General features: G+C 62.3%; 24 protein-coding genes and 1 riboswitch. Of the genes, 6 read left to right on the top strand and 18 right to left on the bottom strand.

The window, feature by feature from the left end:
• Nucleotides 1-21 precede the first annotated feature (21 nt).
• On the top strand, nt 22-3,492 hold the full coding sequence (locus C5F70_RS02910; RefSeq protein WP_017845345.1) for a PAS domain-containing hybrid sensor histidine kinase/response regulator: 3,471 nt from the start codon (nt 22-24) through the stop codon (nt 3,490-3,492).
• Between the two features lie 8 nt (nt 3,493-3,500).
• Here the strand turns inward: C5F70_RS02910 and rmuC are convergent, their stop codons facing one another.
• Together rmuC and C5F70_RS02900 are read right to left on the bottom strand one after the other, a co-directional pair.
• Entirely contained in the window at nt 3,501-4,865 is a 1,365-nt protein-coding gene (gene rmuC, locus C5F70_RS02905; RefSeq protein ID WP_164887036.1) for a DNA recombination protein RmuC, read from the bottom strand.
• 175 nt (nt 4,866-5,040) lie between these two features.
• Nucleotides 5,041-5,364, bottom strand: coding sequence for a hypothetical protein (locus tag C5F70_RS02900; RefSeq protein ID WP_032804218.1), 324 nt, complete (start codon nt 5,362-5,364; stop codon nt 5,041-5,043).
• Between the two features lie 457 nt (nt 5,365-5,821).
• Between C5F70_RS02900 and C5F70_RS02895 the strand changes: the two genes are divergently transcribed.
• From C5F70_RS02895 to C5F70_RS02875, 4 genes are all read left to right on the top strand, one after another.
• Nucleotides 5,822-6,127: a hypothetical protein gene (locus C5F70_RS02895; protein ID WP_102618102.1), complete on the top strand. Its 306-nt coding sequence runs from the start codon at nt 5,822-5,824 to the stop codon at nt 6,125-6,127.
• A gap of 443 nt (nt 6,128-6,570) precedes the next feature.
• Nucleotides 6,571-6,795 carry a hypothetical protein gene (locus C5F70_RS02885; protein WP_017845341.1) on the top strand — a complete coding sequence of 75 codons (225 nt, stop codon included), beginning with the start codon at nt 6,571-6,573 and terminating at the stop codon, nt 6,793-6,795.
• A gap of 280 nt (nt 6,796-7,075) precedes the next feature.
• Complete coding sequence (locus tag C5F70_RS02880; RefSeq protein ID WP_017845340.1) at nt 7,076-7,558, top strand: hypothetical protein; 483 nt, start codon at nt 7,076-7,078, stop codon at nt 7,556-7,558.
• Nucleotides 7,559-7,703: 145 nt separating this feature from the next.
• Nucleotides 7,704-8,990 carry an OmpP1/FadL family transporter gene (locus C5F70_RS02875; RefSeq protein ID WP_104902700.1) on the top strand — a complete coding sequence of 429 codons (1,287 nt, stop codon included), beginning with the start codon at nt 7,704-7,706 and terminating at the stop codon, nt 8,988-8,990.
• Nucleotides 8,991-9,054: 64 nt separating this feature from the next.
• On the opposite strand, the gene C5F70_RS02870 is transcribed toward C5F70_RS02875, so the two are convergent.
• From C5F70_RS02870 to cobO, 14 genes are all read right to left on the bottom strand, one after another.
• Nucleotides 9,055-9,606 (bottom strand): glutathione peroxidase, encoded by a 552-nt coding sequence (locus C5F70_RS02870; protein ID WP_017845338.1) that lies wholly within the window; start codon nt 9,604-9,606, stop codon nt 9,055-9,057.
• A 34-nt stretch (nt 9,607-9,640) separates the two neighbouring features.
• Nucleotides 9,641-9,763: a hypothetical protein gene (locus tag C5F70_RS30930; RefSeq protein ID WP_256588351.1), complete on the bottom strand. Its 123-nt coding sequence runs from the start codon at nt 9,761-9,763 to the stop codon at nt 9,641-9,643.
• The gene (locus C5F70_RS02865) at nt 9,760-10,959 is read right to left on the bottom strand and encodes an MFS transporter (RefSeq protein WP_162231515.1); all 1,200 of its coding nucleotides are present in this window, start codon (nt 10,957-10,959) and stop codon (nt 9,760-9,762) included. The genes C5F70_RS30930 and C5F70_RS02865 overlap by 4 nt, the downstream gene beginning before the upstream one ends.
• A 63-nt stretch (nt 10,960-11,022) precedes the next feature.
• Nucleotides 11,023-11,427 (bottom strand): MarR family winged helix-turn-helix transcriptional regulator, encoded by a 405-nt coding sequence (locus tag C5F70_RS02860; protein WP_017845335.1) that lies wholly within the window; start codon nt 11,425-11,427, stop codon nt 11,023-11,025.
• Between the two features lie 42 nt (nt 11,428-11,469).
• On the bottom strand, nt 11,470-12,198 hold the full coding sequence (locus C5F70_RS02855) for an adenosylcobinamide-GDP ribazoletransferase (protein WP_017845334.1): 729 nt from the start codon (nt 12,196-12,198) through the stop codon (nt 11,470-11,472).
• 2 nt (nt 12,199-12,200) lie between these two features.
• Nucleotides 12,201-12,776: an alpha-ribazole phosphatase family protein gene (cobC, locus tag C5F70_RS02850; RefSeq protein ID WP_104902699.1), complete on the bottom strand. Its 576-nt coding sequence runs from the start codon at nt 12,774-12,776 to the stop codon at nt 12,201-12,203.
• Nucleotides 12,773-13,828, bottom strand: coding sequence for a nicotinate-nucleotide--dimethylbenzimidazole phosphoribosyltransferase (gene cobT / locus C5F70_RS02845; RefSeq protein ID WP_104902698.1), 1,056 nt, complete (start codon nt 13,826-13,828; stop codon nt 12,773-12,775). Before cobT ends, cobC begins: the two co-directional genes overlap by 4 nt.
• The gene (gene cobU, locus C5F70_RS02840; RefSeq protein ID WP_017845331.1) at nt 13,825-14,346 is read right to left on the bottom strand and encodes a bifunctional adenosylcobinamide kinase/adenosylcobinamide-phosphate guanylyltransferase; all 522 of its coding nucleotides are present in this window, start codon (nt 14,344-14,346) and stop codon (nt 13,825-13,827) included. The genes cobT and cobU overlap by 4 nt, the downstream gene beginning before the upstream one ends.
• A gap of 91 nt (nt 14,347-14,437) precedes the next feature.
• Nucleotides 14,438-15,889 (bottom strand): cobyric acid synthase, encoded by a 1,452-nt coding sequence (locus tag C5F70_RS02835; RefSeq protein ID WP_104902697.1) that lies wholly within the window; start codon nt 15,887-15,889, stop codon nt 14,438-14,440.
• Nucleotides 15,886-16,875 (bottom strand): threonine-phosphate decarboxylase CobD, encoded by a 990-nt coding sequence (gene cobD, locus C5F70_RS02830; protein ID WP_104902696.1) that lies wholly within the window; start codon nt 16,873-16,875, stop codon nt 15,886-15,888. Before cobD ends, C5F70_RS02835 begins: the two co-directional genes overlap by 4 nt.
• Nucleotides 16,868-17,776: an adenosylcobinamide-phosphate synthase CbiB gene (gene cbiB, locus C5F70_RS02825; protein WP_046382488.1), complete on the bottom strand. Its 909-nt coding sequence runs from the start codon at nt 17,774-17,776 to the stop codon at nt 16,868-16,870. The genes cobD and cbiB overlap by 8 nt, the downstream gene beginning before the upstream one ends.
• Entirely contained in the window at nt 17,773-18,423 is a 651-nt protein-coding gene (bluB, locus tag C5F70_RS02820; protein ID WP_046382487.1) for a 5,6-dimethylbenzimidazole synthase, read from the bottom strand. The genes cbiB and bluB overlap by 4 nt, the downstream gene beginning before the upstream one ends.
• Nucleotides 18,420-19,787: a cobyrinate a,c-diamide synthase gene (locus tag C5F70_RS02815; protein WP_104902695.1), complete on the bottom strand. Its 1,368-nt coding sequence runs from the start codon at nt 19,785-19,787 to the stop codon at nt 18,420-18,422. Before C5F70_RS02815 ends, bluB begins: the two co-directional genes overlap by 4 nt.
• Nucleotides 19,784-20,395 (bottom strand): cob(I)yrinic acid a,c-diamide adenosyltransferase, encoded by a 612-nt coding sequence (gene cobO / locus C5F70_RS02810; protein WP_046382485.1) that lies wholly within the window; start codon nt 20,393-20,395, stop codon nt 19,784-19,786. The genes C5F70_RS02815 and cobO overlap by 4 nt, the downstream gene beginning before the upstream one ends.
• A gap of 79 nt (nt 20,396-20,474) precedes the next feature.
• Nucleotides 20,475-20,719, bottom strand: a riboswitch (cobalamin riboswitch).
• A 99-nt stretch (nt 20,720-20,818) separates the two neighbouring features.
• Here cobO and C5F70_RS02805 point away from each other — a divergent pair.
• A complete protein-coding gene (locus C5F70_RS02805) occupies nt 20,819-22,132 on the top strand; it encodes a sorbosone dehydrogenase family protein (RefSeq protein ID WP_104902694.1) in 1,314 nt (437 codons plus the stop codon).
• A 133-nt stretch (nt 22,133-22,265) separates the two neighbouring features.
• Here C5F70_RS02805 and C5F70_RS02800 read toward each other — a convergent pair whose 3' ends face one another.
• Nucleotides 22,266-22,802 carry a C40 family peptidase gene (locus C5F70_RS02800; RefSeq protein WP_017845323.1) on the bottom strand — a complete coding sequence of 179 codons (537 nt, stop codon included), beginning with the start codon at nt 22,800-22,802 and terminating at the stop codon, nt 22,266-22,268.
• Between the two features lie 144 nt (nt 22,803-22,946).
• Nucleotides 22,947-23,576 carry a C40 family peptidase gene (locus tag C5F70_RS02795; RefSeq protein WP_046382483.1) on the bottom strand — a complete coding sequence of 210 codons (630 nt, stop codon included), beginning with the start codon at nt 23,574-23,576 and terminating at the stop codon, nt 22,947-22,949.
• Between the last annotated feature and the right edge of the window lie 102 nt (nt 23,577-23,678).

Genomic DNA, 23,678 nt, shown 5'->3' with positions numbered 1-23,678 from the left:
GTGTTTCTGTCCGGAGTTACCATGACGCTGTCCAGCGGGCTGATCGCCGCCGTTGCCTTGGCCTATATGGCCATTATGTTTTCCATCGCCTTTTACGGTGACCGCCGCCATGCGCCGTTGCCACCGCGCATGCGTGCCTGGGTGTACAGCCTGTCGTTGGCCGTTTATTGCACCAGCTGGACCTTCTTCGGCGCCGTAGGCCAGGCGGCCGAACAACTGTGGGCGTTTATACCTATCTACCTGGGACCGGTGCTGTTGCTGGTATTCGCCCCCTGGGTCCTGCAAAAGATGATTCTGATCAGCAAGCAGGAAAACATCACTTCCATCGCTGACTTTATCGCCGCACGCTACGGCAAATCCCAGTCGTTGGCGGTGGTGGTCGCGCTGATCTGCATGGTCGGCGTGTTGCCTTACATCGCCCTGCAACTGAAGGGCATCGTACTCGGGGTGAACCTGCTGATCGGCGCCGGCGCGGATACCACCGGCACCCGCGCCCAGGACACGGCGCTGATCGTATCGCTGGTGCTGGCGCTGTTCACCATTGTCTTCGGTACGCGCAACCTCGACGCCACCGAACACCACCGCGGCATGGTGCTGGCGATTGCCTTCGAGTCGCTGGTCAAGCTGTTCGCGTTTCTCGCAGTCGGCGTGTTTGTGACCTACGGCCTCTACGACGGTTTCGACGACTTGTTCAGCCAGGCGATGTTGGCACCACGCCTGGAGGAATACTGGAACGAAACCGTCAACTGGCCAACGATGGTGGTACAGACCGGCGTCGCGATGATGGCGATCATCTGCCTGCCCCGGCAGTTTCACGTCACCGTCGTGGAAAACATCGACCCCCAGGATTTGCGCCTGGCCAAATGGGTTTTCCCTGCGTACCTGATCCTCGCCGCGCTGTTTGTCGTACCGATCGCCCTCGGCGGCAAAATGCTCTTGCCCGGCTCGGTGCTACCCGATTCCTACGTGATCAGCCTGCCCTTGGCTGAGGCCCATCCGATCCTCGCCCTACTGGCGTTCATTGGCGGCGCGTCAGCCGCCACCGGCATGGTGATTGTGGCGAGCATCGCGTTGTCGACCATGGTGTCCAACGACATGCTGCTGCCTTGGCTGTTGCGCCGCTCCAGCGCAGAACGGCCGTTTGAAGTATTCCGCCACTGGATGCTCTCGGTACGCCGCGTCAGCATTGTGCTCATCCTGCTGCTGGCGTATGTCAGCTACCGATTGCTCGGCTCCAGCGCGAGCCTGGCGACGATCGGCCAGATTGCCTTCGCCGCGGTGACCCAACTGGCACCTGCCATGCTCGGCGCGCTGTATTGGAAACCGGCGAATCGACGCGGCGTGTTTGCCGGCTTGGCGGCAGGCACGTTCCTGTGGTTCTACACCTTGGTCCTACCGGTTACCGCGAAAAGCCTGGGCTGGTCGCTCAGCCTTTTCCCCGGTCTGACCTGGTTGCATTCCCACCCGCTCGGCTTGCCCCTCACGTCGCTGACCCTGGGCACCGTGTTCTCCCTGGCGGGCAACTTCACACTGTTCGTCTGGGTTTCGATGCTTTCGCGTACCCGGGTGTCCGAACACTGGCAGGCCGGACGCTTCATCGGCCAGGAAACCAGCCAACGCGCCAGCACTCGCTCCATGTTGTCGGTCCAGATCAGCGACCTGCTGAGCCTGGCCGCGCGCTTTGTCGGCGAAGAACGCGCGCAGCAGAGTTTTATCCGCTTCGCCTATCGCCAGGGCAAAGGCTTCAACCCCAACCAGAATGCCGATAACGATTGGATCGCGCATACCGAACGCCTGCTGGCGGGTGTACTCGGCGCCTCCTCGACTCGCGCAGTCGTAAAGGCCGCGATTGAAGGTCGGGACATGCTGCTGGAGGACGTAGTACGGATCGCCGACGAAGCCTCCGAAGTGCTGCAATTCAATCGGGCCCTGCTACAAGGCGCCATCGAAAACATCACCCAAGGCATCAGCGTGGTGGATCAGTCTCTCAAGCTGGTGGCGTGGAACCGCCGTTACCTGGAGCTGTTCAACTACCCCGAGGGATTGATCAGCGTCGGCCGGCCGATTGCCGACATCATTCGCTATAACGCCGAGCGCGGCTTGTGCGGACCGGGCGAGGCCGAAGTGCATGTGGCGCGACGCCTGCACTGGATGCGCCAAGGCCGCGCGCACACCTCCGAACGCCTGTTCCCGAATGGACGGGTGATTGAACTGATCGGCAACCCGATGCCCGGCGGCGGTTTCGTCATGAGCTTCACCGACATCACCGCGTTCCGCGAGGCCGAACACGCACTGACCGAGGCGAACGAGGGCTTGGAACGACGGGTCACCGAGCGGACACACGAGCTGTCGCAGCTCAACGTGGCGCTCACCGATGCCAAGGGCGTGGCCGAGTCCGCGAACCAATCGAAGACGCGCTTTCTCGCAGCGGTCAGCCATGACCTGATGCAACCGCTGAACGCCGCACGCCTGTTCTCCGCCGCCCTCTCCCACCAGAACGACGGCCTGTCGAGCGAAGCCCGGCAACTGGTGCAACACCTCGACAGCTCGCTACGTTCCGCCGAAGACCTGATCAGCGACCTGCTGGACATCTCGCGCCTGGAAAACGGCAAGATCAACCCGCAACGCCAGCCGTTCGTGCTCAACGAACTGTTCGACACCCTCGGCGCCGAATTCAAGGCGCTCGCCCAGGAACAAGGCCTGCGCTTCCGCTTGCGCGGCAGTCATTTGCGCGTGGACAGTGACATCAAGTTGCTGCGCCGGATTTTGCAGAACTTTCTGACGAACGCGTTCCGCTATGCCGACGGCCCAGTGCTGCTGGGTGTACGCCGACACCAGGGCGAGTTGAGCCTGGAGGTCTGGGATCGCGGCCCCGGCATTCCGCTGGATAAACAGAAGGTGATTTTCGAGGAGTTCAAACGCCTGGACAGCCACCAGACGCGCGCCGAAAAGGGCCTCGGCCTGGGCCTGGCGATTGCCGATGGCCTGTGTCGCGTATTGGACCATCGCCTGAGCGTGCGCTCATGGCCGGGCAAGGGCAGCGTATTCAGCGTGCGCGTGCCGCTGGCTCGCAACCAGACCAGCACACCGATCAAGACCGCGCAGGAAACCGGTCTGCCCCTGAGCGGCGCGCGGGTGCTGTGTGTGGATAACGAAGAAAGCATCCTGATAGGCATGCGCAGCCTGCTGACGCGCTGGGGCTGCGAAGTATGGACCGCCACCGACCAGGCACAGTGCGCGGCGCTGCTGGCCGACGGCGTGCGCCCACAACTGGCGCTGGTGGATTACCACCTGGACCACGGCGAAACCGGCACGGAGTTGATGGGCTGGCTACGCACACAGTTGGCGGAGCCGATTCCCGGCGTGGTCATCAGCGCCGACGGTCGTCCGGAGATGGTGGCGCAAGTGCATGCGGCGGGGCTGGATTATCTGGCCAAACCGGTGAAGCCGGCGGCGTTGCGCGCCTTGCTCAGCCGGCATCTGCCCCTTTGATCAGCCACCTATTCGGGCAGGTGCGCCACCCCGTCGGAGTCGGTCATTGCCCGCTCCAGCAGGTCGGCGGGCAAGCTCTTGCTGGCGCGGGCGCCGAGCAACCTTAACTGTTCGGTGCGGCTGACCAGATTACCGCGACCATCTGTCAGCTTATTCCGCGCTGCGCTGTAAGCCTTATCCAATTGCTGCAGACGGTTGCCCACTTCATCCAGGTCCTGGATAAACAGCACGAACTTGTCGTACAGCCAGCCGGCGCGCTCAGCGATTTCCCGGGCGTTCTGGCTCTGGCGTTCCTGCTTCCACAGGCTGTCGATGACCCGCAGGGTGGCGAGCAAGGTGGTGGGGCTGACGATGACGATATGACGGTCGAAGGCTTCCTGGAACAGGTTGGGCTCAGCCTGCAAGGCCGCCGAAAAAGCGGCTTCAATCGGCACGAACAACAACACGAAATCCAGGCTGTGCAAGCCCTCCAGGCGTTTGTAGTCCTTACCGGCCAAGCCTTTGACGTGATTGCGCAGAGACAGCACATGCTGTTTGAGCGCCGCCTGGCCGATCACCTCGTCGTCCGCCGCCACGTACTGCTGATAGGCCGTCAGGCTGACCTTGGAGTCCACCACCACCTGCTTGTCACCGGGCAACATGATCAGCACGTCCGGCTGGAAGCGCTCACCGTCCGGACCTTTCAGGCTGACCTGGGTCTGGTACTCGCGGCCCTTCTCCAGGCCGGCGTGTTCCAGCACGCGCTCAAGGATCAGTTCACCCCAGTTGCCCTGGGTCTTCTGGCCTTTCAGCGCACGGGTCAAATTCGTGGCTTCGTCCGACAGACGCAGGTTCAGTTGCTGCAGGCGTTCAAGCTCCTTGCCCAGGGAAAAGCGCTCGCGGGCTTCATTCTGATAGCTTTCTTCGACACGTTTTTCGAAGGACTGGATGCGTTCTTTCAAGGGATCGAGCAACTGTCCGAGGCGCTCCTGACTGGTTTCGGCGAAGCGCTGTTCGCGCTCGTCGAAAATCTTCCCGGCCAGTTCGGCGAACTGCGCCCGCAATTCGTCCCGCGAGCCCTGCAGGTCGGCGAGGCGTTGCTGATGGCTGTCCTGTTGCTCGCGCAGCTCCGCACGCAAGGCCGCCGACAACGCGTCAAGGCGACGCAGTTCGGCTTCCTTGGCGCTGCGGTCGAGGTTCCAGGCGTGGGCGGCGTCGCGGGCATTGTCGCGATCGATCTGCAGCAATTCGACTTCGCGGCGCACGGCGGCCAGGTCTGCCTGCTTGGCGGCGTTGGCCTGGCTGAGGTCGCTGATTTCGTCACGGCTGGCGTCCAGTTGGGCCGCCAACCCTTCCTGGGCCAGTTGCGCGGTGGTCAGGCGCTCTTCAAGCAATTCCCAGCCAGCCATGCGCGCGGCCAGACGGCGCTGAAGCTGCCAGCACACGGCCAATAACGGCACTGCCGCGCCAGCAAGTCCCAGGGCAATACTGGTCCAGTCAAAAGCCATAGCCATGTCTGCCATCACCGAAAAAGAGCAAGGTTAACCAAGCAAGGGGGTTGAGGACAGCTCAGTCTTCGACCTGGCCCAATTCACGCTGGGCGCGGCGGTCACCGGCACGGGCAGCCAGGCGCAGCAGTTCGTGGCCGATGCGGCGGTCGCGGGCATTGTCGCATTCGCGGCACATCAATTGGCCGAGTCGGCTTTGCGCTGCGACCACGCCATCACGGGCCGGCTGTTTGAGCAAGCGCCCGGCAAAATGTTTGATGTTGGTGCTGTGACCGAGACGCGGGCTGTCGAGCAACCACAAGGCCACTTTCAAGGAGAAACGTTTGGGTGGGGTAACAACCGGAGGGGTGTCGGTAACAGAAGATGATACTGAGCGAAACTTCATAAAGCACTGCGGGACAGAACGGAAGGCGCGCCACTCTACTCTTTTTTTCGTACAGGTAAAGCCGAAAAAACCCTGCACGCCCGTGCTAGAGCAAGCGCTCGGGACAATCCACAGAAGCTGTGGATAACTCAGTGGACAACCCACCTTTAACTCGCGCAAAGCCCCATGGAATGGGGGCCGCAGTCAAACTGACGATTTTTTCACCAATAAAAAAAAGCGATATTTTTCATTGACTTAAATTTTCATTACAGGCAAATGGGGCCCGATGGAAACACTTGACAGAACGGTGACACATACCGTGAACAATGTGTACAAGTCCCTTTCCTCCGGTTATATCGCCACGGTTTTTTGATCCGGCACGGCTTGAACATGTTACCGGCACGGCCAGGCAGGGACTTTTCAAATTCAATGCGGGTCGCCACACTGCCGCACCTACAACGCAACCATGTACGGGTCGATGAAAGGAATTCTGTTATTCACCGTGTTGCTGCTGGCCATTTGCGCGACCTCCCTGGGAATCAACGCCGCTCTGCCTTCGCCGGACGGCGCATTGTTTGCGATCGCGATCCTGCTCTCCGCCGCGTTCACCGCCGCCAGCCTGTGCATTGAGTTGGGCGAGGGCCGGATCAATGACATGGGCGACGTCTTGAAAATGATCGAGACCGGCCAGTCCCTGCGCCTGACCCTGGCCGCGTATGCGCTGGGCTGCTCGCTGGCGGCAGCGGTCACGGTGCTGGTGTATCACGGGATGCTGGAGGGCTGACTGAAGTTTTTTTACCGATACGCTTCCATTCCCCGTTTCGATCCGTTACTATCCGCGGCGTTAGTACCAAGCTGAAAGTCAATTCTGGTCGAACAACTCCCCTGAACAACACGGGATCGACCACCTTGATGGTTTCCAGGTATCACTTGCGACGACACAGCCTTTGAACAAGCAAAGGGTGTCGCGAAGTCTCAATACTCTGACCGAACCAACCTGCCAATTGATCAGGATCTTCACCCCGGGCCCAGAACCTTAGCCCCTGTTGTGTTGCCTGCCCTCCTAAGTACCTACCTGCCAGCCCAAGCGCGCCTAAACTATTAGCGCTTCAAACTGGCTGCTTTGTTCCAGTCGGGTTCTTCGTTCGATCAATAGTGATCGACGTCACTGGAACGTTTTAACGTTGCGCGGTTCTTAACCGTGTCATTTGTAGGAACACCCATAATATGTCCACTCAAATCCATACTCAGGACGCCATTCGCGCCCTCACCAACGCTTTTGCACCAATGAACTGCCTGATCATGGCCGCTCGCAAAGGCTGCTTCAGCTTCACCCTGGTCAACGAACACGGCATCGCTCGTCACAGCGAACGCCTGTACCCCGATCAATACTCCAGCGCAGAGCCGCTGCAGGCCGTGATCGAGCGTACCCGTCAGGCACTGATTGCCTGATCGACCGAAGTCGCTGAAACCCAAAAACCCTGTTTAACAAGCAGGGTTTTTTATTGCCCGGTATTCAGGTTTTGAATATTTGCACTCAGCACGAATAGATATAAACGTTATAACTGAATAAAGAAGATGTTTTTAAAACAGTCCTTTACACCACGAATATGACACTACACTTCAACTCAAGCGGCATGATCCGCTTCCGACGGGCCTGAGATCCGATCCACCGCTGCCAAGCCCCCACCCGCTCAGGCTTCGTCGACCACTTTCACGGATAGAGGCGAGTATGGGTATCGCTGCCAGCGAATTGTGTCGTTATGTGATCAGGCCGACGCTTGTTTACCTCGGGCGCCACAACCAGACCGCTGAATCCCTGCTGCTGGGCATTGCCGCCAGCCAGTCGGAACTTGGCTCCGCCTTGCACGACCGTCGCGGCCACGGCCTCTACAGCATCTCCGACCAGCGTCACCGCGCCCTATGGGACACCTACCTGGCGCTGGACCCCGAACGCGCCAGCCTGGTACGCGGCCTGGCCAGCCAGCACGCCTTCCTTGGCGCGCCCCAGCTTGAGCTGACCGTCAACCTGCGTTATGCCACCGCCATCGCCTGGTTACTGGTGGAACAACAGCGCCCCGCCTTGCCCGAACCGGGTGACGTATTGGCCATGGCGCGTATCTGGAAAGAAATATTCCACCCTCAAGGCCGTCTTCGCGATTTCACCCACGCCTGGAAAACCTGTGTTTCATCCATGAATCAGGTGACCTGCTGATCGGGCAATTTACAAAATCCGGCAAAATGCGGCGATTTTGGTAGGATTGTCCTACAAAACAGCTCTATCTCCTGTGTTACAGCCTATAGCGCGATATGTAATTTGTTGATACTTTCCGCTGCGGTGATCACACGGAGTTCTAATAATGAAAAAAGTAATGCTCAAGACCACACTTAGCCTCGCCGTTGCCATGGCCTCTTCCTACGTCTTCGCAAGTGGCTTTGCCCTTAACGAACAAGACGTCGCCGGGATGGGTACGGGCTTCGCAGGACGCTCTTCTACTGCCGAAAACGCAAGCACTGTCTACGGTAACCCAGCCGGTATGGCTCGCCTGGAAGGCCAACAAATTACCGGCGGTTTCGCGGTGATCGATGCCTCCACCGATATCAAAGATGCCGGCGGCCGTTCCAGCGGGACCAACAAAGGCGACATGGTGCCTTTCACTGGCGTGCCTTTCGGCTTCTACACCAACAAACTCAACGATCAATGGTCTATCGGCTTCGGTGTTTATGCACCGTTCGGCCTGAAAACCGACTACGAAAGTGGTTTCCAGGGTCGCGGGTTTGGCAACAAGAGCGAAGTATCGGTCATCACCTTCCAACCGACTGTCAGCTACGCGTTCAATGATCGCGTTTCCATCGGTTTTGGTCCGACCATCAACCGTATCGACGGCACCCTGGAATCGCGGCCGAGCCTGGCTGGCCTGGGGATGCCAGGCGACAACAAAGTCAAAGTCAAAGGCGACGACACCGCCCTGGGCTTTAACGCCGGTATCCTGGTTCAAGCCACCGATACCACTCGCGTCGGCCTGACCTATCACTCGAAAGTGAAGTACAAACTCGAAGGCCACACCGACGTCACCAAAGCGTCCACGGTTCCATCGGGAGTGCTGGCCAATAACCGCTACGACGCCTCATTGAAAGTCGATACGCCTGAATCCTGGGACCTGTCGGTGACTCAAGACCTCAGCGACGCCTGGAAACTGTACGCGGGTGCGACCTGGACTCGTTGGAGTCGCTTGAAAGACATCATCATCAAAAACGAAGGTGTGACAGCGACTAACGGAGGCGCACTGGCACCTGCGCTTGTCGGCACTATCACTGAACCGCAGAACTGGCACGACACCTGGGCTTACGCCTTGGGTACCTCGTATCAGCTCACCAAGCAGGTGGTACTGCGTACCGGCCTGTCCTTCGACCAGTCGCCAACCAACAACACCGATCGTTCGCCGCGCATTCCTACCGGTGACCGGACCATCTTCAGTGTCGGTATGGGTTACGCAGTGATGGATAACATGACCGTTGACCTGGCTTACTCCTACCTCAAGGAAGAGTCGGTCAAAGTCAACAAATCCAACGCGCTGGGTTCCTACAGCTCCAAATATGAAAACAGCGCCAACGGTTTCGGCCTGGGCGTGACTTACAAGTTCTGACCTGCTCGCGCATAAAAAGCCCCGCTCTCCGGCAAAGGAGGCGGGGCTTTTCAATGGGTAACGATCAGGGTTTCGACGCCAACGCTGCCTCTACCGCCTTGAGCAAGTCCGGGCTGTCCGGCTTGGTCAGGCTGGAAAAATTGGCAATCACCTTGCCCTGGCGATCCACCACGTACTTGTAGAAATTCCACTTCGGCGCGCTGCTCTGCTGCGCCAGCACCTTGAACAGATGCACTGCGTCCGGCCCCTTGACCGCCTGCGGCTCGGTCATGGTGAAGGTGACGCCATAATTCACGTAGCAGACCTTGGCGGTTTCCTCGCCGGTCTTGGCTTCCTGCTTGAAGTCATCGGACGGCACACCAATCACTTCCAGCCCCTGGTCCTTATAACGCTGGTACAGAGCCTCAAGGCCTTTGAATTGCGGCGCAAAGCCGCAGAAGCTGGCGGTATTGACGATCACCAAAGGCTTGCCGGCAAAGCGCTGGCACAGGTCGATGGATTCCTTGGCGCGCAACTTGGGCAACTGCCCCTCCAGCAACGGCGGGCAACTGGCGGCCATCGCCGCACCGCTAAAAGCAGCCATCAGGACGGGTACTGCAAGCCAGCGCATCTGCATGTCGTGTGTCCTTCAAAATAGTCAGACCACGAACTTAACAGATCGACATACCCAGTTGCATCAACGCCAGCCCACCGCGCTGCCAGCCCCACCACGCCAGAAGCAGCAGCAGCGTTGCCACCGCTGCCCCAACGAACCAATACCCATTGGAACTCATGCCGCCTCCATCTGCGTCTGCAACCGCGCCACCGGCCGCTCGCGCACCGGCCAGTTCAGGGCGGCGGCGAGCAGGCTCAAGAGAATCGCCACTTGCCAGATCAAATCGTAGTTGCCGGTTCGATCATAGACCACCCCGCCCAACCAGCCACCGAGGAACGAACCGAGCTGGTGGAACAGGAACACGATCCCACCGAGCATCGAGAGGTTTCGCACACCAAACAGCGTGGCGACCGTGCCGTTGGTCAGCGGCACGGTGGACAGCCACAGGAAGCCCATCGCCATACCGAACAGGTAGGCCGTGACTTCAGTCACCGGCGCCCACAGGAACAGCACGATCACCACCGCGCGCAACAGATACAAAGCGGTCAGCAGGCGCGGCTTGGACATGCGCCCGCCAAGCCAGCCGGCGGTGTAGGTGCCGGCGATATTAAACAGGCCAATCAAGGCCAATACGGTGGTGCCGGTAGTCGCCGGCAAATGCTGATCGACCAGGTAGGCCGGCAGATGCACGCCGATAAACACCACTTGGAAACCGCAGACGAAAAAACCGAACGCCAGCAACCAGAACCCGGAGTGAGAACAGGCTTCCTTCAGTGCTTCACGCAAGGTTTGCTGGCCAGCCATCACAGGCAGCGGCCGATCCTTGAGCATGCTCACCAGCGGCAGAATCAGCGCCACCATCAAGCCCAACGCCAGCAGCGCCGCCGACCAGCCCAACCAACTGATCAAACCCAGGGTGCCCGGCACCATGGCGAACTGGCCGAAAGAACCGGCAGCGCTGGCAATGCCCATCGCGATGCTGCGTTTTTCCGGCGGCACCGCACGGCCGACCACGCCCAGGATCACCGAGAATGAAGTGCCGGACAGGCCGATACCAATCAACAAACCGGCGCTCAACGACAGTGACCAGGCCGAGTCGGACATGCCCATCAATACCAGGCCGACGGCGTACAACACCCCGCCAACCAGCACGGCCTTGCTCGCCCCAAAACGGTCGGCCAGGGCGCCGGTGAACGGCTGCGCCAGGCCCCAGATCAGGTTCTGCAGGGCGATAGCGAAGGCAAACGTCTCACGGCCCCAGCCGAACTCGGCGCTCATCGGTGCCAGGAACAGACCGAAGCCATGCCGTACACCCAGCGACAACGCCAGGATCAGCGCACTTCCCACAAGAATCCAGCCACTGGTGCGCCACATCGAGGTCATTTCTTATTCTCCATTTACGGGTATATACCCGCTTGTAGTCGGACAAACCCGCGCTCAGGCAAGTTCATCCAGCAAGGCCAACAGGGTTTCGCGTTTTTCCGCGCCCAGCCGATCAATCAATTTCTGCTGCGCCGCTTCCCACGCTGGCAACGCTGCGGCCAGTCGTTCTGCACCGGCTTCGGTCAACAGCACCAGGCGGTTGCGCAGATCGTCGCCTTCGACCAACCGCACCAGGCCTTCGCCTTCCAGCACGCGCAGGTTGCGCCCCAAGGTACTGCGATCCAGGCCCATGGCGTCGGCCAGGCTGGAAATGCTCGGTTGATCGAGACGCTGCAAATTGCACAGCAGAGAATACTGGGCGACGTTGATCCCGAAGCCGTCGAGAGCGCCGTCGTAATGCCTGCTGACGCCACGGGCGGCACGTCGCAGGTTGGTGCATAAACATTGGGAGGCAAGCATGGACCGTGTATATACCCGCGATTAAGGAAATGCAAGCAAGTGTTACAGCGCCAGCCCGACCACAACCGCCACTTCCAGCAGCTCCAGCAGGGCGCCAGCGGTGTCCCCGGTGGTGCCGCCGAGACGCCTGACCATCAGCTGACGCAAGCCGATAAAACACAGCGCCGCGAGCAGCACCGCGATCCCACCGCTGAAACCACCGATCAGCAGGCAGGCCAGGCCGCTGAGGATCAGCACCTGCTGGCCGACAATCCTTGGTAAGTGATCCGACAATGCCTGGCCCAATCCTCCGGCACGCACATAGCGCGTGGTGAGAAACAGCGCGAGCATCGACGCACGCCCGATCAGCGGCGCGAGGATCAGTGCCGCGCCGTTGTGCTGCTCGATCAGCGCCACCAAGGCGGTGAACTTGAGCAGCAATACCAGGCCGAGGGTGACCACGGCGATCGGCCCGCTGCGCGGGTCCTTCATGATGGTCAGGGTGCGTTCGCGATCGCCAAACCCACCGAGCCAGGCGTCGGCGCTGTCCGCCAGCCCGTCCAGGTGCAAGCCGCCGCTGAGCAACACCCAGGCCGTCAGTAACAACGCGGCGTGCAGCAACAACGGCGCGCCCGCCAACGCGAGGTTCAGGCCCCACAACAGCAGGCCGAACAACAGGCCCACCAGCGGATAAAACAGCAGTGAGCGCCCCAGTTCCTGCGGTTGCGGCATGCCCGGCAGACGAATCGGCAGGCTGCTCAGGAACTGCAGGGCGATCCAGAACGGCAGCATGTTCAGCACCCTTCCTTCAACGCACCGTCGGCCGCAACCTGCAGGCTGAACAGTGCGCCATGGGCGACTTCGACATTCAGCAACTGCGCTCGGGGTAAACCGCGCGCCCGGGCCAGCAGCAGACGCATCACGCCACCGTGGCTGATCAACAACACACGCTGTCCGGCATAAGCCTGATGCAAGCGTGAGACCGCGCCGAGAACCCGATCGGAAAAGTCGCTGACACGTTCACCGTCAGGTGGCGTGAAGCTATAGGGGTCGGCCCAGAACGCGCCCAGCCCGTCGGCGTCGGTATCCATCAACGCCGCCGCGCTCTGCCCTTCCCAGGCGCCGAAGTGCAATTCCTGCAGGGCCTTTTCCAGGCTCACCGGCACGTTGAGTGTTGCGCCCAGTTCTTGCGCGAACCGCGCACACCGCTGCAGCGGCGAACTGATCAATCGGTCCCATGGGCCCTGTCCGGCCACCGCAGCGCGCATCTGCGCCCAGCCGTTTTCAGTGAGCGCATCGTCAAGGCTGCCGCGCAGGCCACCGCCCAATTCGGTTTCGCCATGGCGCAACAGGTCCAGGTGCAAGGTCATGCCGGGCGGTCCGCCACGGCGGCTTCGGCGAATGTCGCCATCTGCCCGTGCAGCGCGCAGGCCAGGCGCAGCAGTGGCACCGCCAACGCCGCGCCGCTGCCTTCGCCGAGCCGCAGGCCGAGTTCGAGCAACGGTTGCGCGTCGAGGCAGTGCAGCACATGGCGATGGCCAGGCTCGGCGCCGCGATGGCCGAACACCAGCCACTCCCGGCACGCCGGGTTCAGCCGCGTGGCGACCAACGCGGCGACGCTGCAGATAAAGCCGTCCACCAGCACCACGATGCCGTCCTGGGCGCAGGCCAGATAGGCACCGACCAACGCCGCGATCTCCAACCCGCCGAGGTTGAACAGGGTGTGCAGCGCATCACCGCGTTGTGCGGCATGCACCGCCAGTGCGCGTTCGATGACAGCGACTTTGTGACTGACACCTTGGGCATCCAAGCCGGTACCCGGCCCGGTCAAATCACTCACCGGGCAATCAAGCAAGGCACACGCCAACGCGCTGGCGGCGGTGGTGTTGCCGATCCCCATCTCGCCGCCGATAAACAGCTGCGCGCCGCTCGCCAACGCACGGCGCGCGCTGTCGCGACCGGCCAGCAGCGCCAGCCGCCCTTGCGCCTCGGTCATCGCCGGGCCGTTGACGAAGTTGGCGGTGCCCGCTGCGATATTCAGGTGACGCACGCCGGGCAGGTTCAGCGACGGCGTCACCGTGCCGAGGTCGATCACTTCCAACTGCGCCGCCAGTTGCTGCGCCAATACGCTGATGGCCGCACCGCCGGCGACAAAGTTATGCAGCATCTGCCCGGTGACTGCCTGGGGATACGCCGACACACCTTCGGCCACCACGCCGTGGTCGCCGGCAAAGATGGCGATCCACACCTGCTCCATCGCCGGTTTGACCCGGCCTTGCAGGCCGGCCAACTGCACCGCCAACGCTTCCAGGCGGCCGAGGGAGCCGGCCGGCTTGGTCAATTGCTGTTGGCGCGCCAAGGCGTGTTGATACGCCGAAGCGTCGCTGGCCTTGCACGGATTGAGCCACCAGGTTTCCGTCATAACGCAGTACCTTTCAAAGTCAGGGGCAGGCCGGCAACGGTCAGGACAACGCGCTGACACCGTTCGGCCAAGGCTTGATGCAGCCAACCGGCTTCATCCACATAGCGGCGAGTCAATTCGCCCAGCGGCACGACACCCAAACCGGTCTCGTTGCTGACAAACAGGATTTCACCTGGCAATGAGGCCAGGCTTTCGAGCAATTGGTCACGCTCAAAAGCCAGGCGCTCGGGGTTATCGAGCAGCAGCAGATTGGTCAGCCAGAGCGTGAGGCAATCCACCAGCAGGCAGCGCTCAGGCGCGGCGTTTTCGCGCAGCACCCGTGCCAGTTCGATCGGTTCTTCGATCAGGCCCCAGTGATCCGGGCGGCGCTGGCGATGCAGGGCGACACGCTGGTTCATCTCACCGTCCAGCGGTTGGCTGGTGGCGATATAAATGACGGGCAACGCGCTGTCGCTGGCGAGTTTTTCCGCCAGGCGGCTCTTGCCGGAACGGGCGCCGCCGAGAATCAGTTGGAGCATGGGATGGCACCTCGGTATTCGAGCCGGGCTCGGTCAACGGTGGGAGCTGGCGTGCCAGCGATGCAGACACCTCGGTGTCTCAGGCAACCCCTCAAATCCCACACAACCTGCGCAACAGCGCGGTATCCAGATGCTGTTCCACCAGGTCGGCCAACCGTTCGATGTCGCGCTCGCGCAGGGCGTGGTAATCGACCTCCTGCACCGCCTGCACACCGGCCCAGCGCAACAAGGCGCTGCACGCGGCCGGGGGTTCGAACACACCGTGCAGATAAGTCCCGAGGATTTGCCCGTCGGCGCTCTGGGCGCCGTCATGTCGGCCATCGTCCAGATGCACAGCAGGACGTTCCAGAGCCGCGCCGGACGTCACGCCCGCATGGATCTCATACCCACTGACCTCGGCGTCCTCCAGCAACAGGCGCCCACGCACATTGCGCAACTGCTTCTCCTGCGCCAGCGTCGTACTGAACGCCAGCAGCCCCAGACCGTCACTGGAGCCGGCCGGCCCCTCGAGCCCGAGCGGGTCATGCACCTGCTCGCCGAGCATCTGCAACCCGCCGCAAATTCCCAGCACCTTGCCGCCGTAGCGCAAGTGCCGCGCCACCGCGGTGTCCCAGCCATTGGCGCGCAGGTACGCGAGGTCACTGCGCACGCTTTTCGAGCCCGGCAGAATAATCAGGTCGGCGGCGGGAATCGGCTGGCCCGGGCCGATGAACTGCAAGTCCACCTGGGGATGCAGGCGCAGCGGGTCAAAGTCGGTGTGGTTGCTGATGCGCGGCAACACCGGCACGACCACCTTGAGCACCTCGGCCGCCTTGTCGATCTGACGCTGGTCGATGCCGTCTTCGGCCTCCAGGTGCAGGTCCATCACGTAGGGCAATACGCCGACCACCGGTTTGCCGGTGCGCGCTTCCAGCCAATCCAGGCCCGGCTGCAACAAGGCGATATCGCCGCGAAAACGGTTGATGATGAAGCCTTTGACCCGCGCCTGTTCGGTCGGCGAAAGCAATTCAAGGGTGCCCACCAGATGCGCGAACACGCCGCCGCGATTGATGTCGGCGATCAGCAGCACCGGGCAATCCACGGCCTCGGCGAAGCCCATGTTGGCGATGTCATTGGCGCGCAGGTTGATCTCCGCCGGGGAGCCTGCGCCTTCCACCATCACCACCGGGTAGGCGTCGCTCAAACGCGTGTGGGACGCCAGCACCGCCTGCATCGCGATGGCTTTGTAGTCGTGATAGGCCACTGCGTTCATGCTGGTCACGGCGCGGCCATGGATGATCACTTGGGCGCCGGTGTCACTGTTGGGTTTGAGCAGCACCGGGTTCATGTCGGTGTGCGGCGCCAGGTTGGCGGCCTGCGCCTGCACCGCCTGGGCGCGGCCGATTTCGCCGCCTTCGGCCGTCACCGCGCTGTTGAGCGCCATGTTCTGCGGCTTGAACGGCACCACCGCCACGCCCTGGCGCACCAGCCAGCGGCACAAGGCGGTGACCAGGGTGCTTTTACCGGCATCGGACGTCGTGCCTTGCACCATCAGCGTACTCATACCGCGTCCTTGTAGGCGATCAGGGCCTGTTCCAGGCGCTGCCAATCGGCGTCGGTGTCGGGCAGGCCGAAACGCAGGCTGCTGTCGTGAACAAACAGGCGCAGCAGAATGCCGCGCTGGGCCATGAAGTTGTGCATGCGTTCGGCGTGAGGGGTGATCAGCCATTGAAACAGGGCGCAGCCGCCCTGGGGTTGGAAGCCTTGGCGCTCGAGCAAATCGAACAAGCGCTGGCCGGCTTCCAGGCAACGGTTGCGTTGCCGGGTGTGCCCGGCGGTATCGCGCAGACACGCTTGACCGATCACCCGCGTCGGCCCGCTGACCGCCCACGGCCCGACCTGTTCGGCCAACAGTTTGAGCAACTTGCGCTCCGCCAGCACAAACCCCAGGCGCACACCGGCCAGGCCGAAGAACTTGCCGAACGAACGCAGCACGATCAGGCCGACCTGATGGGCCTGGCTGGCCAGGCTCAGGTGCGGCGTGACGTCCATGAACGCTTCGTCCACCACCAGCCAACCGCCGCGCTGGGCCAGCCGCGCATGCCAGTCGAGCAGCCGTTGCGGGGTCAGGCTCAGGCCCGTGGGGTTATTCGGGTTGACCACCACCAGCACGTCCAGGCTGTCGAGAAAGAAGTCGACCTCCTGCTCCTGCACTTCGCGCACCACGTAGCCGGCGCGACGCCAGGCCTCGGCGTGCTCGGCATAGCAAGGTGACAGCACGCCGACCTTGCCGCCCCGGCGCAAGCGCGGTAGCAGTTGGATCGCCGCCTGGGAACCCGGCACCGGCAATAAATGCGCGGTGCTGTAGTATTCGCTGGCGGCTTGCTCCAGACCGTCGTCGGTTTCCGGCAGACGCGCCCAGGCGCGCAACGGAATCTCGGGGACCGGCCACGGCCAGGGCGCCAGGCCGCTGGACAGGTCGAGCCATTCGGCCTCGGCAATCCCATATTCAATCGCCGCCTTACGCAGCCGGCCACCGTGCTCAAGCATACAATTGCCCCCCGACGCATAGGATCAGCAGCCACAACCATACGCCGCGCTGCACCAGTTGCCAGCCGCGGTCGATGGCGTCCGCATCCGCCGCCGGGCCTTCGCCCAGTGGCGGACGCTGGTGCAGCTCACCGTGATAGATCGCGGCACCGCCCAACTCGACGCCCAAGGCACCTGCCCCCGCCGCCATCACCGGACCGGCGTTGGGGCTGTCCCAGGTCGGGCCCTGACGGCGCCAGCATTTGATGGCCAGCCTGGTTTTACCGAGTACGGCGTAGGTCAACGCCACCAGGCGTGCCGGAATATAGTTCAGTACATCGTCGATCCTGGCCGCCGCCCATCCGAAACGCTCGAAGCGTTCGTTGCGATAGCCCCACATGGCGTCGAGGGTGTTGCTCAAGCGGTACAGCACCACGCCCGGCACCCCCGCGACGACAAACCAGAACAGTGCGGCAAACACCGCGTCGCTGCCGTTTTCCAGCACCGATTCGGTGGCGGCACGAGCGACTTCAGTGCGATCCAGTTCACTGGTCTGGCGACTCACCAGGTAACTCACGCGCCGCCGGGCTTCGTCCAGGTCATCGCGGCGCAGGGCCTGGGCCACCGGGATCACGTGCTCGCCGAGACTGCGCATGCCGAGGGCACAGTACAACGCGAGGATCTCCAGCACCCAGCCGATATAAGGCGCCCACGACAACGCGGTGGCCAACAGCGTCAACGGCACCACCGCAATAAACCAGGCGGTCACGCCGTGGCTGCGCCAGCCACGGCCACCGCTGTTGAAACGCTGCTCGATGCGCGCGGCGAAGTTGCCGAACGCCACCAGCGGATGCCAGCGCCTGGGCTCGCCCAGCAGCGCATCCAGCGCCACCGCAGCGACACACAGCAAGGCCACACTCATTGACGCACTCCCCAGGTATTTTCATACAACATGTCACTCAGCGGGCGCGGTTCCGCCCAGCCTTCGAGCTGCAACATCGGTGCCGGATAGAACGCCTCGACCGGCCCCAGGCACAATACCGCCAAGGGTTTCGCACCGGGCGGCAAGCCCAGCAGGTCGGCCAGGGCCTGCGGTTCGAACAGCGACACCCAGCCCATGCCCAGGCCTTCGACCCGCGCGGCCAGCCACAGATTCTGGATCGCGCAGGACAGCGAGGCCATGTCCATTTCCGGCAAGGTACGCCGGCCGAAGATATGTCGCTCGCGCTCATCCATCAGCGCCGCCACCAGCACTTCGGCGCAGTCGTGGATGCCTTCGACCTTGAGCTTCATGAACGTATCGGAACGCTCGCCCAAGGCCTCGGCGGTGCGTATGCGTTCTTCCTCCACCAACTGTTGAATCCGCCCACGCAATGGGCGATCGCTGATGCGGATAAAACGCCACGGCTGCATCAAGCCGACGCTCGGCGCCTGGTGTGCGGCCTGGAGCAAGCGCTGCAGCAGTTCGGGAGCCACGTCACCGCCGCTGAAGTGACGCATGTCACGGCGTTCGGCGATGGCACGGTAGACGGCGTCGCGCTCGGCCTGGGGGAAAGCGTTGTCGGTCATGAGCCTATCGCGGGCAAGCCCGCTCCCACCGTGGATTCGTGCTGTTGCGCAGCGTGCGGTGCGACTCGCTCGGGCGCAAACAGCGCGGCAACGGCCCGGGGGTTGGAGGGGAAGTAAAAGTGAACGTAGGAAGCGGTCAGCCGCCCCTGTCGATACACCGCCTCGGCCCCGCGCCCACCATTGGGGCTCACGCCACGGGCAATGGGCACCCAGTCGGTGCTGGTCAGCGAGTGGTGATAGGTGTGCCCACGCAACACGCCTTCGGGCAATTCGACGCTTTGCAGAGCCAGCGCCGCGAGCTTCTTTTGCATCACCGCAGCGCCCTGCAACAGGCCGACCAGTCCGGCGCGGAGGCCGTCGACATCGGTGAGCGAGTCCAGCAGATAGAGCATGCCGCCACACTCGGCGAGCAGCGGTTTGCCGGCAGCGTGATGGGCACGGATCGCCTCCAGCATCGCGGTGTTTTCCGACAGTGCCTGGTGATGCAATTCCGGGTAACCACCGGGCAGATAGAGACTGTCGGCGTCTGGCAATTGGCGATCATGGATCGGCGAGAAGAAGCTCAACTCGGCGCCCATCGCCCGCAGCAGATCGAGGCTGGCACCGTAAGTGAAGGCGAAGGCTTCGTCACGCGCGACGGCGATCCGCACGCCAGCCAGCAACGGTTCGGTGCGGGTTACCGGCGGTGCGGCAAAGGTGACCGGCGGCGGCAACGCAACCTCGCAACTGCTGCCCAACGCTTGGGCGGCGGCGTCCAGGCGCAGGTCGAGGTCATTCAGTTCGCTGGCTTGCACCAGGCCCAGGTGGCGGCTGGGCAATTCGATAGCGGTCTCGCGGGACAGCGCGCCATACCAGCGCAGGCCTTCGGTGAGGCTGCCTTCGAGCAATTGCGCATGGCGCAGGGTGCCGACGCGGTTGGCCAGCACGCCGGCGAACGGCAAGTCCGGCTGATAGCGTGCCAGGCCGAGGGCCAGGGCGCCGAAGGTCTGCGCCATGGCCGTGCCATCGATCACGCCGAGCACCGGCACACCGAAGTGCCGCGCCAGGTCGGCGCTGGAAGGTGTGCCGTCGAACAGCCCCATCACGCCTTCGATCAGGATCAGGTCCGCCTCCCCCGCTGCTTCCCACAGTAAGCGGCGACTTTCCTGCTCGCCCACCATCCACATGTCCAATTGATACACCGGCGCACCGCTGGCGCGCTCGTGGATCATCGGGTCGAGGAAGTCCGGGCCGCATTTGAACACACGCACCTTGCGCCCCAGGTTGCGGTGCAAGCGCGCCAGCGCGGCGGTGACCGTGGTTTTGCCCTGGCCGGACGCCGGTGCGGCGATCAAGACAGCCGGGCAATGGCGGGGCTGATTCAAAGTTCGACGCCTTTCTGTGCCTTGATACCGGCCTGGAACGCATGCTTGAGCATGCCCATGTCGGTGACGGTGTCGCCCATTTCGATCAGTTCAGGCTTGGCGCCACGGCCGGTGACTACCACGTGCTGCATCGGCGGGCGGGCCTGAAGGTCGCTGAGGACCTGATCGAGGTCGAGGTAGCCGTGCTTGAGCGCGATGTTCAGCTCATCCAGCACCACCAGGCCGATGCTCGGGTCTTGCAGCAATTGGCGGGACACCGCCCAGGCGGCCTCGGCGGCCGCGATGTCGCGCTGGCGGTCCTGGGTTTCCCAGGTAAAGCCCTCGCCCATTACATGGAAACGCACTTGCTCGGGGAAACGGCGGAAGAATAGCTCTTCGCCGGTGCTGTTGCGCCCCTTGATGAACTGCACCACGCCACACTGCATGCCGTGGCCCATGGCGCGGGCCAGCATGCCAAACGCCGAGCTACTCTTGCCTTTGCCGTTGCCGGTCAACACCAGCAGCAAGCCGCATTCGTTCGGGGAATTGGCGATGCGTTCATCGATCACGGCTTTTTTGCGCAGCATGCGCGCCAGATGGCGTTCGTCGCGCTCGGGGGAATCGGTCATGGCAGCTCTCCGTTGGGGCTGGACAAAAAACGGCGGGCAGGAAAAAACAACAACAGACAGCCAAGCATCGCCCACCGTGATGCTGTTGGATGATCCAGGCCGGTCTCCGGGCTCATGAGTGGCGCGCTAGAGCGCACGCCGACGGCGCGCCTTCCCATATCGCGGGCGATACAGTGGCAAACAGCACCGTCTTGACTCATTTACCGTTGCGGGGGCAGCGCCGGAATCGCGGCAGCACTGTGTACAAGTGCGCTCACTCACCGGCTTCCCTGTTTCACTCAGTCGACCCGTGGGTCACAGAGCACCTGGAACAAGCGGCGAAGGTTAGTGGGTTGGGGGTGGAGCGTCAATTAAAGCTGGCCTTGCACTTGAACCATCGCCGCATCGGGCGCCTCTACCCTTACAGGCATCCAGGAGAAAACCATGCATAAAACAAGACTCGCCTTACTGATCATGCTCGCGGGCACCCTCGCCGCCTGCGGCGAAAGCTCGACCCTGAAGGTATCCGACGGCACCGGGCCCTCGCCGCAATTGCCGGAGCCGAACAAGACCCTGATCCCCACCGTGAACATCGCCCCGGCCATCGGCTGGCCGGCGGGCACCCAGCCCACGGCCGCCGCCGGCACCCAGGTGGCGGCGTTCGCCGAAGGCCTGGACCACCCGCGCTGGCTGTATGTACTGCCCAATGGCGATGTGCTGGTGGCGGAAACCAACGCGCCGCCCAAGCCAGACGACGCCAAAGGCTTGCGGGGTTGGGTGATGCAGAAAGTCATGGGCCGCGCCGGTGCCGGCGTGCCGAGCCCGAATCGCATCACCCTGCTGCGCGATGCCGACCATGACGGGGTCGCGGAGACCCGCACCGTGTTCCTGGAAAACCTCAACTCGCCCTTCGGCATGACGCTGGTGGGCAATGACCTGTACGTGGCCGATTCGGACAAGCTGTTGCGCTTTCCCTATCAGACCGGCGAAACCGCGATCAAGGCCGCCGGCAGCAAGGTCATCGACCTGCCAGCGGGCAGCATCAACCATCACTGGACGAAAAACGTGGTGGCCAGCAAGGACGGCAGCAAGTTGTATGTGAGCGTCGGTTCCAACAGCAACGTCGCCGAGAACGGCCTGGAAGCGGAACAAGGCCGCGCGGCGATCTGGGAAGTCGACCGCGCCAGCGGCCAGCACCGTCTCTTCGCCTCCGGCCTGCGCAACCCGAACGGCATGGCCTGGGAACCGCAGAGCGGCAAGCTGTGGACGGCAGTGAACGAGCGCGACGAGATCGGCAGCGACCTGGTGCCGGACTACATCACCTCGGTCCAGGATGGCGCCTTTTATGGCTGGCCCTTCAGCTATTACGGGCAGCACATGGATGTACGCGTCACACCGCAGAACCCGGACCTGGTGGCCAAAGCCATTGCGCCGGACTACGCCGTAGGCCCACATACCGCCTCGCTGGGCCTGACCTTCGCCGAGGGCAGCAAACTCCCTGCGCCCTTTATCAACGGTGCGTTTATCGGCCAGCACGGCTCGTGGAACCGCAAGCCGCACAGCGGCTACAAGGTGATCTTCGTACCGTTCGAGGGCGGCAAGCCGAAGGGGCCGCCAGTGGACGTGCTGACCGGGTTCCTCAACAGCGAAGAACAAGCCATGGGACGACCGGTTGGCGTGGTCATCGACAAGCAGGGCGACTTGCTGGTGGCGGACGATGTGGGGAATAAGGTGTGGCGGGTTTCTGCGGCTAAGTAACCATTACAAATGTGGGAGGGGCGGTGCGACGATTCGACTTGCCCACGATAGCGGTGGGTCAGTCACTGAATGCATGGACTGACACGCCCTCATCGGGAGCAAGCTCCCTCCCACATTTGGATCCTGCTTTGGCTTAGGGGTTGCGGGCCAAGTGCTCAGCCGGCAACACGCGCTTGGCGCTCAGGTAGGCGTTCTGCCAGTAGGCTTTGGACAAGGTGTCCAGCTTCACCGTACCGCCCGTCTGCGGCGCATGCACAAAGCGCCCTTCGCCGACATAGATCCCGGCATGGCTGACCTGCGAGCCGCCACCCGTGGCGAAGAACAGCAGGTCACCGGTTTGCAGGTTCTGTGCGCTGACGTCCTGGGCGCGCATCACGATCAGTTCGCGCGTGGTGCGCGGCAGGGAGATGCCCGCGGCATCACGGTAGACAAACCCGATCAACCCGCTGCAATCGAAACCGGAGTCCGGCGTATTGCCGCCCCAACGATAAGGCGTACCGACCAGGCCCAGCGCGCGGAACAGCACGTCTTCAGCGACCGGCGAACTCTGGCTGGAATAGTTGAACACTGGTTTAGGCTTGGCCGCTACGGGCGCAGGCTGCGGGCGGCTTGCGCAGGCGCTGAGCAGCGCGGCGCAAACAATAAGAATCAGGCGGGCCGAGGTCGACATGTGCAGAACAATCCTGGTCTGGATGCGGCTTTCGCTGCCGAACGCTGAAAACCAGAACGCGCAAGCATGGCTTGCGCGAACGGATTACAACAATGTCCAGAGATTCTAGCGCTTACACGTCAAACTTCAAGTATCACTTTAACTTTACTTGCTAGCGGTAATCGTCGTCGGGGCCATGGCGAGTGCGCGCTTGGCTTCGATGAAGGTTTTGCTCCAGTAGCTGTCGCCCAGGCTGTCGACTCGAACACCACCGCTGCGGCGGCTGCTGGAGTGGATAAACTGGTTATCGCCCAGGTAGATACCGGCGTGACTGACGCGACCGCGGCCACTGGTACTGAAGAAAAGCAGATCCCCAGGCTTGAGGTTGTTACGCGCGACCAACGGTGCATTCACGTTGATCATTTCGCGGGTGGAGCGTGGCAGGTTCATGCCAGCTTCTTCGCGAAACAGGTAACCGATAAAACCGCTGCAATCAAAACCGGCTTCAGAGGTACCGCCGAAACGGTAACGGGTACCGATCAGGGACATGCCGCGTTCGAGGATGCTGTCGGCCAGAACGGGAAGCTGATAAGGCTTGTTGCCAGCGAAGGCGGCCAGTTCTTTTTCGGTTGCCAGCTCTTCCTCATAAACAGTGGAAGACTGCGCAGCAACGAATTTTGCCTGATTTTTATACTGTTGATTGTGCTGCTCGGCCACTTGTTGAGGGTGGGAGGCGCAACCAAACAACAGAGCGACAAGTGCGAGAGGCACGAGGGGTGCGAAGCGATTTAGCATGGGCACGACCGTGGCTGATGTGTAAAGAAGTCGAGACTATGCCTTCTATCACATCGATTTGCAAATTCAATCGTGATCCATGTGACTTACTGTTTGCGTTAT

Origin of the sequence: Pseudomonas sp. LH1G9, assembly GCF_002949975.1 — a bacterium.
Lineage (GTDB): Bacteria > Pseudomonadota > Gammaproteobacteria > Pseudomonadales > Pseudomonadaceae > Aquipseudomonas > Aquipseudomonas veronii.
Note: the sequence above shows the minus strand (reverse complement) of the source record. Positions and strands in the feature narration are given on the sequence as shown.